At 71.4% G+C, this 13,972-nt stretch carries 14 protein-coding genes and 1 pseudogene; 9 read left to right on the plus strand and 6 right to left on the minus strand.

The window, feature by feature from the left end:
• The first annotated feature begins 6 nt into the window (after positions 1–6).
• The 8 genes and pseudogenes from ACVDFE_RS07525 to ACVDFE_RS07560 all read left to right on the plus strand — a co-directional run bounded on the left by ACVDFE_RS07525 (position 7) and on the right by ACVDFE_RS07560 (position 8,508).
• The gene (locus ACVDFE_RS07525; protein ID WP_458430011.1) at positions 7–993 is read left to right on the plus strand and encodes a sugar ABC transporter substrate-binding protein; all 987 of its coding nucleotides are present in this window, start codon (positions 7–9) and stop codon (positions 991–993) included.
• A 75-nt stretch (positions 994–1,068) separates the two neighbouring features.
• Complete coding sequence (locus ACVDFE_RS07530; RefSeq protein ID WP_458434291.1) at positions 1,069–2,058, plus strand: ABC transporter permease; 990 nt, start codon at positions 1,069–1,071, stop codon at positions 2,056–2,058.
• Positions 2,055–2,826: pseudogene (locus tag ACVDFE_RS07535) on the plus strand (ATP-binding cassette domain-containing protein). Before ACVDFE_RS07530 ends, ACVDFE_RS07535 begins: the two are co-directional and overlap by 4 nt.
• Entirely contained in the window at positions 2,823–3,755 is a 933-nt protein-coding gene (iolC, locus tag ACVDFE_RS07540; RefSeq protein WP_360396734.1) for a 5-dehydro-2-deoxygluconokinase, read from the plus strand. The pseudogene ACVDFE_RS07535 and the gene iolC overlap by 4 nt, the downstream one beginning before the upstream one ends.
• Positions 3,752–4,657: a Cgl0159 family (beta/alpha)8-fold protein gene (locus ACVDFE_RS07545; RefSeq protein WP_360396736.1), complete on the plus strand. Its 906-nt coding sequence runs from the start codon at positions 3,752–3,754 to the stop codon at positions 4,655–4,657. The genes iolC and ACVDFE_RS07545 overlap by 4 nt, the downstream gene beginning before the upstream one ends.
• The gene (gene iolB / locus ACVDFE_RS07550; RefSeq protein WP_458430012.1) at positions 4,654–5,541 is read left to right on the plus strand and encodes a 5-deoxy-glucuronate isomerase; all 888 of its coding nucleotides are present in this window, start codon (positions 4,654–4,656) and stop codon (positions 5,539–5,541) included. Before ACVDFE_RS07545 ends, iolB begins: the two co-directional genes overlap by 4 nt.
• On the plus strand, positions 5,538–7,391 hold the full coding sequence (iolD, locus tag ACVDFE_RS07555) for a 3D-(3,5/4)-trihydroxycyclohexane-1,2-dione acylhydrolase (decyclizing) (RefSeq protein WP_458430013.1): 1,854 nt from the start codon (positions 5,538–5,540) through the stop codon (positions 7,389–7,391). The genes iolB and iolD overlap by 4 nt, the downstream gene beginning before the upstream one ends.
• A gap of 121 nt (positions 7,392–7,512) precedes the next feature.
• On the plus strand, positions 7,513–8,508 hold the full coding sequence (locus ACVDFE_RS07560; RefSeq protein WP_458430014.1) for an NADH:flavin oxidoreductase/NADH oxidase: 996 nt from the start codon (positions 7,513–7,515) through the stop codon (positions 8,506–8,508).
• A 72-nt stretch (positions 8,509–8,580) separates the two neighbouring features.
• Here ACVDFE_RS07560 and ACVDFE_RS07565 read toward each other — a convergent pair whose 3' ends face one another.
• Entirely contained in the window at positions 8,581–8,766 is a 186-nt protein-coding gene (locus tag ACVDFE_RS07565; protein WP_360396744.1) for a DUF3073 domain-containing protein, read from the minus strand.
• 173 nt (positions 8,767–8,939) lie between these two features.
• Here ACVDFE_RS07565 and ACVDFE_RS07570 point away from each other — a divergent pair, with 173 nt between their 5' ends.
• Positions 8,940–9,803 carry a hypothetical protein gene (locus ACVDFE_RS07570; RefSeq protein ID WP_360396746.1) on the plus strand — a complete coding sequence of 288 codons (864 nt, stop codon included), beginning with the start codon at positions 8,940–8,942 and terminating at the stop codon, positions 9,801–9,803.
• On the opposite strand, the gene ACVDFE_RS07575 is transcribed toward ACVDFE_RS07570, so the two are convergent.
• From ACVDFE_RS07575 to ACVDFE_RS07595, 5 genes are read right to left on the minus strand one after another with little or no spacing between them, the layout of a single operon-like run.
• Positions 9,746–10,927: an MFS transporter gene (locus tag ACVDFE_RS07575; RefSeq protein WP_458430015.1), complete on the minus strand. Its 1,182-nt coding sequence runs from the start codon at positions 10,925–10,927 to the stop codon at positions 9,746–9,748. The genes ACVDFE_RS07570 and ACVDFE_RS07575 overlap by 58 nt on opposite strands.
• Before the next feature lie 57 nt (positions 10,928–10,984).
• Positions 10,985–11,554, minus strand: a complete 570-nt coding sequence (locus ACVDFE_RS07580) for an RsiG family protein (RefSeq protein WP_360396750.1) — start codon at positions 11,552–11,554, stop codon at positions 10,985–10,987.
• Positions 11,555–11,614: 60 nt separating this feature from the next.
• The gene (locus tag ACVDFE_RS07585) at positions 11,615–12,439 is read right to left on the minus strand and encodes a 3-keto-5-aminohexanoate cleavage protein (protein WP_458430016.1); all 825 of its coding nucleotides are present in this window, start codon (positions 12,437–12,439) and stop codon (positions 11,615–11,617) included.
• Positions 12,440–12,457: 18 nt separating this feature from the next.
• A complete protein-coding gene (gene ygfZ, locus ACVDFE_RS07590) occupies positions 12,458–13,519 on the minus strand; it encodes a CAF17-like 4Fe-4S cluster assembly/insertion protein YgfZ (RefSeq protein ID WP_458430017.1) in 1,062 nt (353 codons plus the stop codon).
• Entirely contained in the window at positions 13,516–13,905 is a 390-nt protein-coding gene (locus ACVDFE_RS07595) for a Fur family transcriptional regulator (protein ID WP_458434293.1), read from the minus strand. Before ACVDFE_RS07595 ends, ygfZ begins: the two co-directional genes overlap by 4 nt.
• Between the last annotated feature and the right edge of the window lie 67 nt (positions 13,906–13,972).

The raw sequence follows: 13,972 nt of genomic DNA on the forward strand, positions 1-13,972 counted from the left end.
GAGACGATGAAGTCTCGTCTGGTCATCCGTGCGGGCGCCGCTCTCGCCGGTGTTGCTCTACTGGCCGCGTGCAGCGGCCCGACGGGAACGCAGTCGCAGAACACGGGCGACAACGCCCCGGCCGCCGCGTCGGGCGACCTCAAGGTCTCCGTCATCACGCACGGCACCGCGGGTGACGCGTTCTGGAGCGTCGTGAAGGTCGGCGCGGAGGACGCGGGCAAGCAGCTCGGCGTCGGCGTCACCTACAACTCCGACGGCGACCCCGGCGCGCAGGCCAAGCTGATCGACAACGCCGTGTCGCAGAAGGTCGGCGGCATCGTCGTGTCGATGGCGAACCCGGACGCGCTCAAGACCTCCGTCGAGAACGCGGTGAAGGCCGGCATCCCGGTCATCACGATCAACTCCGGCAGCGCGAAGAGCGCGGAGTTCGGTGCCATGGCGCACGTCGGCCAGGAGGAGACGATCGCGGGTGAGGAAGCCGGCAAGAAGCTCAAGGCCGCCGGCCGGACGAAGCTGCTCTGCGTGATCCACGAGGCCGGCAACTCGGGCCTCAACCAGCGCTGCGACGGTGCCCGCACCGGCTTCGGCGGCGCGGTGGAAAACCTCCAGGTCGACATTTCCAACCCGACCGACGTCGAGGCCCGCATCAAGGCCAAGCTGCAGTCCGACACCACCGTCGACGGCGTGCTCGCGCTCAACCCGCAGGTCGCCGTGAACGCCGCGTCCGCCATCAAGGGCACGAGCTCGAAGGCGCAGGTCGCCACCTTCGACCTCAACGCGGACGTGGTCACCGCGATCAAGGCGGGCGAGGTGCTCTTCGCCGTCGACCAGCAGCAGTACCAGCAGGGCTACCTGCCGGTCGTGATGCTGAAGCTGTTCAAGGACAACGCCAACACCCTCGGTGGCGGCAAGCCCGTGCTCACCGGCCCCGGCTTCGTCGACAAGTCCAACGTGGACAAGGTCGCGGAGTACGCCAAGAACGGCAAGAGGTAGGGAGGAGGCGGGGAGATGACCGTGACAGCCACAGCTCCACCGGCTGCCGACGAACGGCTGGGCAAGCCGAAGCCGATGGACCAGCTGGTCAAGCGGCCGGAGATCGGCGCCATGCTCGGCGCACTGCTCGTGTTCGTGTTCTTCTCCGTGGTCACCGAGCAGTTCCTGAGCGTCGGCGGTGCCGCCACCTGGCTGGACGACGCGTCCATGCTCGGGATCATGGCGGTCGCGGTGGCGTTGCTGATGATCGGCGGCGAGTTCGACCTGTCCGCCGGCGTCATGACCGCGTCCACCGCGCTGGTCACGGCTCTCCTCGCCACCCAGCTCGGACTGAACGTCTGGCTGGCGCTGCTGGTGTCGCTCGCCTTCGCGCTGGCGGTGGGCGCGCTGAACGGCTGGCTCGTGATGCGCACGGGCCTGCCGAGCTTCATCGTGACGCTGGGCAGCTTCCTCGCGTTGCAGGGCCTCAACCTCGGCGTCACGCGCCTGGTCACGGGCAGCGTGCAGGTGTCGGGCATGCGCTCGGCGGCCGGGTACGAGTCGGCCGGGTTCCTGTTCGCCTCGACGTTCCAGGTCGCGGGCACCGGCTTCTACGTGTCGATCATCTGGTGGGTGCTGTTCACCGTCGTCGCGTCGACTGTGCTGATGCGCACCCGGTTCGGCAACTGGATCTTCGCGGTCGGCGGTGCCGCGCAGAGCTCGCGCGCGGTCGGCGTGCCGGTCGTGCGGTCGAAGATCCTGCTGTTCATGACGACCGCGTTCGCCGCGTGGCTCGTCGGCTCGATCAACATCCTGCGGTACGCGAGCGTGCAGGCCAACCAGGGCATCGGCCTGGAGTTCCAGTACATCATCGCGGCGGTGATCGGCGGCTGCCTGCTGACCGGCGGGTTCGGTTCCGCGGTGGGCGCGGCGATCGGCGCGCTGATCTTCGGCATGGCCCGGCAGGGCATCGTCTACGCCGGCTGGAACAGCGACTGGTTCCAGCTGTTCCTCGGCGTGATGCTGCTGGCCGCCGTGCTGGTGAACAATATGCTGCGCCGCCGAGCGGAGAGGGTCCGGCGATGACGCCACTCATCGAGACCGAGGACATCGGCAAGACCTACGGCAGCGTCATCGCGCTCAGCGACGTGTCCACCGTGGTCAACGCCGGTGAGGTCACCTGCGTGCTCGGCGACAACGGCGCCGGCAAGTCGACGCTGATCAAGATCCTGGCCGGTGTGCACCAGCACGACCGGGGCTCGTTCAAGGTCGAGGGGCAGGAGATCCGCTTCTCCTCGCCCCGCGAGGCGCTGGACCACGGCATCGCGACCGTGTACCAGGACCTCGCCGTCGTGCCGCTGATGTCGGTGTGGCGCAACTTCTTCCTCGGCTCGGAACCGACGACGAAGCTCGGGTTCCTGGACCGGAAGAAGGGCAGGGAGATCACCAGGAAGGCGTTGTCCGACATGGGCATCGACCTCCGCGACGTCGAGCAGCCCGTCGGCACGCTGTCCGGCGGTGAACGGCAGTGCGTCGCCATCGCCCGCGCCGTGCACTTCGGCGCCAAGGTGCTGATCCTCGACGAACCGACCGCGGCGCTCGGCGTGAAGCAGGCCGGGGTGGTGCTGAAGTACGTGGCCCAGGCCCGTGACCGCGGCCTCGGCGTCGTGCTGATCACCCACAACCCGCACCACGCCTACCCGGTCGGCAACCGGTTCCTGCTGCTCAAGCGCGGCCGTGCGCTCGGCTCGTACGAGAAGTCCGAGATCGACATCAACGAGCTGCACGAAGCAGATGGCCGGTGGTGCCGAGCTGGAGGCCCTGGAGCACGAGCTGCGGGGTGTGGAGGCGTGACGTCGCTGGAGGTGCTGACCGTCGGCCGGGTCGGGGTCGACCTGTACCCCGAGCAGTCGGGCGTGCCGCTGGCCGACGTCAGCACGTTCGCCAAGTCGCTCGGCGGCACGGCGACCAACGTCGCGGTCGCCGCCGCACGGCTCGGCCGCCGGGCCGGTGTGCTGACCAAGGTCGGCCCGGACGGCTTCGGGACCTACGTGCGGCGAGCACTGGAGGGGTTCGGGGTGTCGCCAGCACACGTCGGCACGTCGCCGGACCTGCTGACGCCGGTGGTGTTCTGCGAGCTGAACCCGCCCGCCGACCCGCCGCTGCTGTTCTACCGGCTGCCGACCGCGCCGGACCTGACGCTGACCGACGCCGACGTGCCGTGGGACGTCGTGCGGGACGTGCCGCTGCTGTGGGTGACCGGCACCGGCGTCTCCGCGGAACCGGCCCGCGCGACCCAGCGGAAGATGCTGGAGCACCGCGGCCGGCGCACGCACACCGTGCTCGACCTGGACCACCGGCCGATGTTCTGGCCGGACGTCGAGACCGCGCGCACCGAGATCGGCTGGATGCTCGACCACGTCACGGTCGCCGTGGGCAACCGGACCGAGGTCGAGGTCGCCGTCGGCACGTCCGATCCGGACGGGGCCGCTGACCGGCTGCTGGCCCGCGGGTTGTCGTTGGTGCTGGTCAAGAAGGGTGCCGACGGCGTGCTCGTCGCCACGCCGGAGGGCCGCTGGACGGTCGCGCCGAACCCCGTCGAGGTCGTCTGCGGGCTCGGCGCCGGTGACGCGTTCGGCGGGTCGCTGGCGCACGGCCTGCTGTCCGGCTGGGACCCGGTGCGGATCGCCCGCTACGCCAACGCGGCCGGCGCGTTGGTCGCGTCCCGGCTGGCCTGCGCCGACGCGATGCCGGACGAGAAGGAGATCGAGGAACTGCTGTGATCACTGATGGGCAGTGGCGCGAACTGCTGTGGCGGCGCGCGGAGGACCCCGGTTCGATCCGGCGGGCCTACCAGTCGCGCAGGCGCAGGCAGACGTTGCTGAACGGCAAGTCCACGCTGTTCCTGGTCGCGGCGGACCACCCGGCGCGCGGTGCACTCGGCGTCGGCGGCGACCCGCTGGCGATGGCGGACCGGCGCTCGTTGCTGGCGCGCCTGCTGACGGCGCTGGCCAACCCCGACGTCGACGGCGTGCTCGGCACGCCGGACGTGATCGAGGACCTGCTGCTGTTGGACGGCCTGCACGAACGCGTGGTCATCGGGTCGATGAACCGCGGTGGCCTTGCCGGTGCCGACTGGGAGATCGACGACCGGTTCACCGCGTACTCGGCGGCGTCCATCGCGACGTTCGGCCTGGACGGCGGCAAGATGCTGCTGCGCCTGGTCGACTCGGACCCCGGCACGATCCCGACGCTGGAGGGCTGCGCGCGGGCCGTCACCGAACTGGCCGAGCACGGCCTGATGGCGATGGTGGAACCGTTGCCGTACCAGCGCGACCACAACGACAAGCTGGTGCTGCAGAAGGACGCCGCCGCCCTGTCGCGCGCTTCGGCCGTGGCAGCGGGGCTGGGCTCGACGTCCGCCTACACCTGGCTCAAGCTGCCCGCGCCGGGCGAACCCGAGGTCGTGCTGGACACGACGGCGCTGCCCGCGCTGGTGCTCGGCGGCGTGCCGTCCGCGAACCCCGAGGACGACCTCGCGTCGTGGGGCCGTTCGCTGCGCCACGACGCCGTGCGGGGCCTGGTCGTCGGCCGCGCGCTGCTCTACCCGCCGGACGGTGACGTGGCCGCCGCCGTCGCCGCTGCCGCCGAAGTCCTCCGCGCCGCGAAGGGGATCACCGAATGACCCTGCACCGTCCACACGGGACGCTCTCGACGCCGTCCGACGTCGTCTCGCTCGCGCCCGCGGACGCGGGCTGGACGTACACCGGTCTGCGGGTGCTGCGGATCGAGGCCGGCCACGCCCGTACCGTCGTGACCGGTGAGTTCGAGGCGTTCGTGCTGCCGCTCGCCGGATCGCTCGTGGTCGAGGTGGACGGCGAGCGGTTCGAGCTGCGGGGCCGCGAGTCGGTCTTCACCCGCGTCACGGACTTCGCCTACGTGCCACGGGACGCGACGGTGGTCTTGTCCAGTGTGGACGGATGCGAGGTCGCGCTGCCGATGGCGCGCTGCGACAACCGGCTGACGCCGAAGTACGGCCCGGCGGAAGGAGTTCCGGTCGAGGTGCGCGGCTCCGGCAACGCGACCCGCCAGGTCACGAACTTCGGCGTGCCGGGCGTGTGGGACCACGCGGACAGGCTGAACGCGTGCGAGCTGATCACCCCGGACGGCAACTGGTCCTCGTACCCGCCGCACAAGCACGACGCCTCCGCGCCGTGCGAGGTGGAGAACGAGGAGGTCTACTACTTCCGCATCGCCGACCGGGACGGCGTCACGCCGTCGCGCACCGGTTTCGGCTTCCACCGCACGTACACCGACGACGGCACGATCGACGAGGACGTGACCGTGCGCGACGGCGACGTGTTCCTGATCCCGCGCGGCTACCACGGCCCGTGCGTGGCCGCGCCCGGTTACCCGATGTACTACCTGAACGTGCTGGCGGGGCCGGGTGCCGAGCGTTCGATGGCGTTCTGCGACGACCCGGCGCACACCTGGGTCCGCGACAGCTGGGCGGCGCAGGAGCTCGACCCGCGCTGCCCGGTCACGACCGCAGAGGGGCGGACCAAGTGAAGCTCACGACCGCACAGGCGCTCGTCCGCTGGATGCTCGCCCAGCAGACCGAGCTCTTCGACGGCACGCGCGCACCGCTGTTCTCCGGCGTGTTCGCGATCTTCGGTCACGGCAACGTCCTCGGCGTCGGCACCGCGCTGGAGGAGGTCCGCGACCGGATGCCGGTGTGGCGCGGCCACACCGAGCAGGGCATGGCGCTGGCCGCCGTCGGCATCGGCAAGGCCACCCACCGCCGTCAGGTCGGCGTCGCCACCTCGTCGATCGGCCCCGGCGCGTTGAACATGGTCACCGCGGCCGGTGTCGCCCACGCCAACCGCCTGCCGCTGCTGTTGCTGCCCGGCGACACCTTCACCGGCCGCGCGCCGGACCCGGTGCTGCAGCAGGTCGAGCACTTCCACGACCCCACGGCCACCGTGAACGACGCGTTCCGCGCCGTCTCCCGCTACTTCGACCGCATCACCAGGCCCGAGCAGCTGCTGTCGACGTTGCCGCAGGTGGCCCGCGTGCTGACCGACCCGGCGGACTGCGGCCCGGTGACCCTGGCGCTGCCGCAGGACGTGCAGGCCGAGTCCTTCGACTTCCCGGAGTCGCTGTTCAAGCCGGTCGTCCACCGCCTGGTGCGCTCCCGCCCCGACCTGCACGCGCTGGCCGACGCCGCTCACCTGGTCCGCTCGTCGGCCCGCCCGCTGCTCGTGCTGGGCGGCGGCGTCCGCTACTCCGGTGCCGCCGGCCGCGCCCTGCGGTTCGCCGAACAGCACGGCATCCCGGTCACCGAGACCACAGCGGGCCGCACGCTGGTCCCGCACGACCACCCCCTGCACGCCGGTCCCCTGGGCATCACCGGCTCGACCTCGGCGAACGTCCTGGCCGGCGAGGCCGACCTGGTGCTCGCGGTGGGCACCCGGCTGCAGGACTTCACGACCGCGTCCTGGACCGTGTTCTCCCCGGACGTGAAGCTGGTGTCGCTCAACACGGCCCGCTTCGACGCCGTGAAGCACGGCTCGTCCGCCCTGGTCGCCGACGCCGACGAGGGCCTGCGCGAGCTGACCGATGTCCTCGGTCCCTGGCAGGCCCCGTCGTCGTGGGCCCAGCGCGCGGCTTCGGAGCGTGCGAAGTGGGACGCCCACATCACCGCGCTGCGCACCCCGTCGGCAGGCCTGCCCACGTACGCCCAGGTCGTCGGCGTGGTGAACGAGGCCAGCGGCCCGACCGACTACGTGCTGACCGCGTCCGGTGGCCTGCCCGGCGAGCTGATCGGCGGCTGGCGCGCCACCGGCGCGGCCACCATGGACGTCGAGTACGGCTTCTCCTGCATGGGCTACGAGCTGGCCGGCGCCTGGGGAGCCGCGATCGCCCACACCTCCGGTGTCGTCACGACCCTGCTGGGCGACGGCTCGTACCTGATGCTGAACTCGGAGCTGTTCTCCGCGTCCTTCGCCGGCCACGGCTTCGTGGCCGTGGTCTGCGACAACGACGGCTACGCCGTGATCCACCGCCTGCAGACCGGCCAGGGCGGCACCGGCTTCAACAACCTCTACGCCGACTGCCGGTCCACCCACGCCGCACCGCCCCGCACCGACTTCGCGGCACACGCGGCGGCCATGGGCTGCGCGGTGTTCCCGGTCGACTCGCTGGACGAGCTGGACGGCGCCTACCGCAAGGCGCGCGAGGTGGCGGTCGGTGAGCAGCGGCCCGCGGTCGTGGTGATCCGCACGCACCCGTCGTCGTGGACGGAGGCCGGGGCGTGGTGGGAGGTCGGGGTGCCGGAGACCTCGCACCGGGCGGAGATCGCGGCGGCGCGGGAGGACGTGCTGGAGGGCAAGGCCAGGCAGGTCCGCTATCTGACCTGATGACCGGTTCGGTGTCTCAGCGTCACGCCCAGTGACTGAGACGACGCCGCTGCCGGGAACAACACGCCGAGCGGCTCCCTTGAACATTTAGTTAGGTCTACGAACGTTCAAGGGAGCCCCCGTGAGCTTGCTGTTCTCCCCGCTTACCCTGCGGGGCGTCACGCTGCCCAACCGCATCGCGGTCAGCCCGATGTGCCAGTACTCGGTGGACCAGGAGGACGGCGTCCCGACCGACTGGCACCTCGTCCACCTCGGCTCGCGCGCCGTCGGCGGGGCCGGCCTGGTGATCGCCGAGGCCACGGCCGTGGTGCCGGAGGGCCGGATCTCACCGCAGGACACCGGCATCTGGAACGACGAGCAGGTCGCGGCCTGGCGCAGGGTCACGAGCTTCATCAAGGCGCAGGGCAGCGTCCCCGGCATCCAGCTCGGGCACGCCGGGCGCAAGGCGATCGGCGACTGGGTGCCGGTGGCGCCCACGACCGAGCCGTTCCCCGGTGGCAACCAGCCGGAGAAGATCACGAACCACACCGGGGTCGTCAAGGCGTTCGTCGAGGGGGCGATCCGGGCGCTCGCGGCCGGGTTCGAGGTGCTCGAGATCCACGCCGCCCACGGCTACCTGCTGCACCAGTACTACTCGCCGCTGACGAACGAGGGCAGCCTGGAAGAACGCATCGCCGTGCCGGTCGAGGTCACCGCCGCCGTGCGGGCAGCCGTCGGCCCGGAGGTGCCGGTGATCGTGCGGATCAGCGGTACCGACTGGGTCGACGACGGCTGGACCGCCGACGACAGCGTGGTGCTGGCGACGGCGCTCAAGGCCGCGGGTGCCGACCTGGTCGACGTGTCCAGTGGTGGCAACACGGCGCAGGCGGAGATCCCGGTCGGGCCCGGCTACCAGGTGCCGCTGGCTGAGGCTGTGCGGCGCAAGGCGGACGTGCCCACGGGTGCGGTCGGCCTGATCACCGAGGCGAAGCAGGCCGAACAGGTGTTGAACGACGGTGCCGCCGACCTGGTGCTGCTCGCACGCGAGCTGCTCCGCGACCCGTACTGGCCACTGCACGCGGCACAGCAGCTGGGTGTGGAGGTTCGAGCACCGAGGCAGTACGCCAGGGCGTTCTGAGCAGGCCTGACGAGGTCAAGGGTTGGGTGGCCTCGATCAGCCACCCAACCCTTGAACCGCGTCAGGCTTGATTCAGCGACGGTAGTCGTCGTAGTCGTCGTACGGGTCGTCATGGCGCTCATCGCCACCACTCCCGTTCGGCGACGTTTCGCCACCAGACAGCTCTCGCTGCAGCGCAGCGAAGTCGGTCTCATGAGAGCTGTATTTGAGCTCCCTGGCGACCTTCGTCTGCTTGGCCTTCGCTCGGCCGCGCCCCATGGCTCGACCCCCTCGCACAGGGACGGGGGCGGCCGGGGGAACGGCGGCCCCACTCGTCTCGACAACTAGTTCCTGGTAACTACCGTACCGTGCCGATGGGGTTCCTCGCGACGCGGTAGGCGTGACACGCACCGCCAAATCTCCCAGCCGCCCCCGCGTGGAAGGATGCACAGGTGCCCAGACCGTTCGTCGCCTACCTCAGGGTGTACGAACCGTTATCGGTTCTGGACGCGCCGCTGGCCGATGAAGTGCGAAAAGCCCTGGACAGGGGCCCTGTCGCCCGCGCGGAGGTCGGTGACCGAGAGCGAGAGCTGTGGTTGCGCTCACAGTTGGCGAAGAAGTTGCTCCCGGGCGGTTCGGACCTCGACGTGATGACCATCAGCCCGGCCGAGGTGCCGACGTCCGACGCCGCGCGTGTCGGGCCGGGACCCCTCGTCTGCCCGCTGGACCTCAGGGCCCGGTCCGCGGCGGCCCTGGTGGGCTTCCTGGCCTCTTCTCCGCCCGTTCTGCAGGACGCGGCGCTCGGCGCGGCACCGGAGACGGTCCGGTCGCGTGCGTCCGCCGTGCTGGCCGAGCTGTCCGCCGGGGCCGTGCACGTGATCTCCACGACGTGGACGGTGCCGCTGCCGTGGTTCGCCCTCGTCGACCCGGCCCAGCGCCGGGTGGTGCTCGCGAGCGCCCAGGACGACCCGGAGCGGCAGGTGTCCTGGCGGGTTGCCATGGCCGACGCCCGCCGGCGGGTCGCGCGGGCGTTGAAGGTCGTGAAGAGCGCGCTGGGCGACGACGGACCGGCCAAGGTCCTCGCCGACACCGGCCGCTGGCTGGAGCACTTCCACCCGCACTCGGCGGTCGAGCTCGACTACGGCGGCCTGGTCCAGCTGCTGAACGACGTGGACCTGATGGAGGACTCCTCCGCGGCCGACGTGAACGCCGTCGTCGACGCGCTGGAGACCGGGGACGCCGAGGAGGTCGCGCTGCGCTACGAGACGCTGCGCGAGTTCTGGGGCGAGCTGGCCCGCCGCGAACGCCACGGCTGAAGCAGCGCCCACCCGGCGGTCGACGCCGCGGCCGCGAGCAGCATCGCCGCGGGCCACCCCACGTGCACCGCGACCCAGGCCGAGACGGCGGGCGTGACCGTCGCGCTGAGGTAGTTCGCGCTGTTCTGCATGCTGATCGCGGTCGCGCTGCGGCCCTCCGGCGCGAGCTCGCCCGCCTCGGTGACGGCGAGCCCGTTCCACGCCAGCGCCACCACGGCGGTCGGCACCAGCACCGCCACGAGCACCGGCACCGGCGCCCGGTCCAGCACGGCGGTCAGCACGAACCCCACCGCCATCGCCACGGCGAGCACCCGCAGCGGCCCGACGCGGCTGCCCACCCGGTCCGACCAGACCCCGGCCGCCAGCCGACCGGCCCCGCCCAGCGCCTGCGCCACGCCGAACACCATGGCGGCGGTCGTGACGGCCAGCCCGCGGTGCTCGTGCAGCAGCGGCACCAGCAGCGTCGCCGCGGTGAACTGGGGGACGACGAGGAGCCCGCTGGCCACGGTGAGCCGGATCAGCCGCGGGTCCCGGAGCACGAGCCCGTGCGCGCCACCGCCGCGGGTGGCACCCGGTGGTTCGCGGACCAGCAACGCCACCGCGAGCGCCACGAACGCCGTCACCGACGCCAGGACGACGAACGCCACCGGCACGCCGGAGGCGAGCGCGATGCCGGGCAGGAACGCGGCGGTCAGCGCGGCGCCCAGCGGGGTCGCCGTCTGCCGCACCCCCATCGCCAGCCCGCGCTGGCCGCTGGGGAACCAGGACATCACCGCCCGGCCGCTGGCGGCGTTCACGCTGGCACCGAACAGCCCGGCGCCGAGCAGGGCCGCGCCCGCGAGCCACGCATCGCCGACCGCCACGCCGAGCAGGCAGGCCGCGGCGCCGGCGCCCCCGATGGTCATCGCGAGCCGTTCGCCGCGCTTGTCCGCGAAGAGGCCCCACGGCACCAGCGCGATCATCGTGCCGAGGTTGACCGCGCCGAGCAGCAACCCCACCTGGGGCAACGTCAGGCCGAAGTGGTCGCGCAGCTGGGGGCTGAGGGCCGAGAGGCCGAGGAAGACCGCCGCGTTGGTGCCCTGCGCCAACGCCCCCACGAACAGCACGACCCAGCGGTACCCCATGGGGGCACGCTAGGTCCGCCGCTCAGAAAGTGGAACGACTCTCCCAGATGCTGGGAGTCAGCTCTTCCGCCGGTGGTGACCGCGCTCCGCGGCCAGCAGCTCGTCCACGGACGCGCTCCCGCGCTGGTAGCGGGACGCGATCTCGGCGTTGAGCCGGTCCACGACCACCTGCACCTCGCGCCGCCGCACCGACACCGAGGCCTCTTCGGAGATGAACGTCTCCAACACCTCACCGAGGCGGTCGTCGGACAGCTTGCTCACGTCGGAGAGGTCGACATCGGAAATCAGCGCTTCCACGTGCCGTTGATGCGCATCAGCACGTGAGGGCTCATGGGTCTGGTACCGGCCGAGGCCGGTCGCCGGCCCGACGGCGTTCGTGGAGAGGATCGTGGCCAGTTGGTCGACCACCGCCGAGCCGCCGGAGCTGCGGCGCTGCTGTTCGGCACGCACGATGTCGATCCGCGCGTGCAGCAGCCGCCGCAGGTAGGACAGGTCGGTTTCCTCCTGCGCTGCTTCGTCGCGGAGTTCGCGCACCTCGACGAGCGGGCGTTGCTCGACGCCCTCCGTGTAGTCGGGAGCGAGCACCCGGTCGATTCGGCGGCGCCCGCCAGGACGCACCTCGATCACGTGTCCATCCTGCGGTAGATCCTCCTCAGCCGCCAACAGATCCCTTGCACCGAACTTGTCTCAAATCTGCACGCCCAGCACCTTGCGCGCCTCGTCGGGCGACAGCGGCGGCCGCTGCGCGATCTTCGCGAGACCCGCCGCACGGGCGACGAGCTGTGCGTTGTCCCGCACCGGCACGCCTCGCGAGTAGCTGGTCGTGTCTTCCATACCCACGCGGAGGTGCCCATCCGCGCCCAATGCGGTGAACATCACGGGAAGAGTGGTCCGGCCGATCCCGGTGGCGGAGAACGTCGCCCCGTCCGGCAGGGCGTTCACCGCGGCGACCAGCGTCTGCGCGTCACCGGGCATGCCGCCGGGCACGCCCATGACGAGGTCGACGTGCACGTGCCCGCCCGCGGGCAGGCCGTGCTGGTCGAGCAGCCGCTTCAACGACGCCAGCTGGCCGATGTCGAAGATCTCGTACTCGGGCACGATGCCGCGTTCCTGCATGCCCTTGTGCAGCGCGACGACGAACTCCCAGCGGTTCAGGAACACGTCGTCGCCGAAGTTGACGGTCCCCATCGTGCAGGACGCCGAGTCCGGCATCGCCTCCAGCACGCGCAGCCGGTGCTCCTCCGGGTCGTGCACCGACCCGCCGGTGGACAGCTGGACCACGAGGTTCGTCTGCTCGCGCAACGCGGCGACGGTGGCCTTCAGCAGCCCGAGGTCGAGCGACGGCTTCGCGTCCGCACCGCGGACGTGGACGTGGATCATCGCCGCGCCGACCTGCTCGCAGCTCCGCGCCGTCGAGACCAGCTCCTCCAGGGTCACCGGGAGCTGGGGGACGTCGGTCTTCGCGTGCTCCGCTCCGGTGGGAGCGACAGTGATGAGCGTGCCCAGGGACATAGGCGCGACTGTAGGGGCTCAGCCCCTCAAGTTGCGAACAGCTTCCCTGCCCAAACCGGGCGTGTCCGGCGGCACCGAGTCGGGGTCGATGCGGGCGGCCGCCTGGCGCTCCCCGTCACCGGCGACCAGCTCGGACTCGACCGGTACGGACCGCTTGACCAGCGCCAACGCGATCGGTCCCAGCTCGTGGTGCTGCGCGACGCTGCCCACCCGGCCCACCACGCGGCCGTCCAGGAGGACCGGGTCACCGGTCTCCGGCTGGCCGTCGGCAGAACCATCCAGGTGGAGTAGGAGCATGCGGCGGGGCGGCCGTCCCACGTTGTGGACCTTCGCGACCGTCTCCTGGCCGCGGTAGCAGCCCTTGCTCAGGTGGACCGCCGGCTCGACCAGGTTCACCTCGTGCGGGATCGTGCGCTCGTCGGTGTCGACGCCCAGCCGGGGCCGCAGCGACTCGACCCGCAGCGCCTCGAAGGCGAAGCTGCCGGCCGGGCGGGCGCCCGCGCCGGTGATCCGCTGCCACCACGCGGCCAGCTCGGCGCGCGGCACCAGCAGGTCGAACGCGCCCTTGCCCGGCCACGACGTCCGCCGCACGAAGCCGTCGCCCAGCGCGGCGACGTCCGCGGGCACCGGCACGCCGAGCTTCTCCAGCAGCGCGGCCGCGTCCGGGCCGATGACCGTCAGCAGCGCGAGCTCGGCCGTGGCGTCACGTGGCTCGACCTTCGACCAGAAGACCATCTTCTTCAGGTACGCGAGCAGGTCGTCGACCTTCTCCACGTCCAGGAACACGGTGCCGCCGACGTTCGCGACGACCATGTGGTGCTCCAGCCGGCCCTGCGCGTCGAGGATCAGCGCCTCGGTGCCGGCGTTCTCGCCGAGCTGCTCGAAGTGCTGGCTGGTGAGCTGGTGCAGCCAGGTGAGCCGGTCCTCGCCGGGCACGGCGATGATCCCGCGGTGCGAGCGGTCCACGACGACGACCGAGCGCGCGGCCGAGCGTTGTTCCGCGAACGGGTCGCCGTAGTGCCAGGCGACGCCGGCGTCGGTCGACTCGTCGGGCGGAGGAACGGCTCCTGGGAGGCTCACTCGGTCTCCTGCTCCTGCTTCAGGCAGTCGCGGCACGTGCCGGACAGCGCGAGGTGGCTTGCATCAAGTTCGAACCCGTCGCGCTCCCGCAATGTTCCGACCAGCGGGTCGAGCAGCTCACACGGGATCTCGTCGACCCGGCCGCAGGAGTGGCAGACCAGGTGCACGTGCTGGTGCTCGTCGACGGAGTAGCTCGGCGCGCCGTGCCCGAGGTGCGTGTGCCGCACCAGCCCGAGCCGGTCGAGCAGGTCGAGCGTGCGGTAGATCGTCGTGATGTTGACCGTCGGCGCCGTCTCCTGGACGCGCTGGCAGATCTGCTCCGGGGTCGCGTGGCCCAGGACCCTGACGGCGTCCAGCACGAGCTGGCGCTGCGGTGTCATCCGCATGCCGCGGTCGTGCAGCGTTTTGCGCAGGCCTCTTGCGGTCTCCACAGCCCTGATGTTAGTAGGCTCA

This window comes from Lentzea chajnantorensis (assembly GCF_054300775.1).

Bases quoted from the DNA above. Each gene is read 5' to 3' on its own strand.
- ACVDFE_RS07525 (WP_458430011.1), top strand. From the start codon at position 7: ATGAAGTCTCGTCTGGTCATCCGTGCGGGCGCCGCTCTCGCCGGTGTT.
- ACVDFE_RS07595 (WP_458434293.1), bottom strand. From the start codon at position 13,905: ATGCGGATGACACCGCAGCGCCAGCTCGTGCTGGACGCCGTCAGGGTC.
- iolB (WP_458430012.1), top strand. From the start codon at position 4,654: ATGACCCTGCACCGTCCACACGGGACGCTCTCGACGCCGTCCGACGTC.
- ACVDFE_RS07575 (WP_458430015.1), bottom strand. From the start codon at position 10,927: ATGGGGTACCGCTGGGTCGTGCTGTTCGTGGGGGCGTTGGCGCAGGGC.
- ACVDFE_RS07585 (WP_458430016.1), bottom strand. From the start codon at position 12,439: ATGTCCCTGGGCACGCTCATCACTGTCGCTCCCACCGGAGCGGAGCAC.
- ACVDFE_RS07530 (WP_458434291.1), top strand. From the start codon at position 1,069: ATGGACCAGCTGGTCAAGCGGCCGGAGATCGGCGCCATGCTCGGCGCA.
- ACVDFE_RS07565 (WP_360396744.1), bottom strand. From the start codon at position 8,766: ATGGGGCGCGGCCGAGCGAAGGCCAAGCAGACGAAGGTCGCCAGGGAG.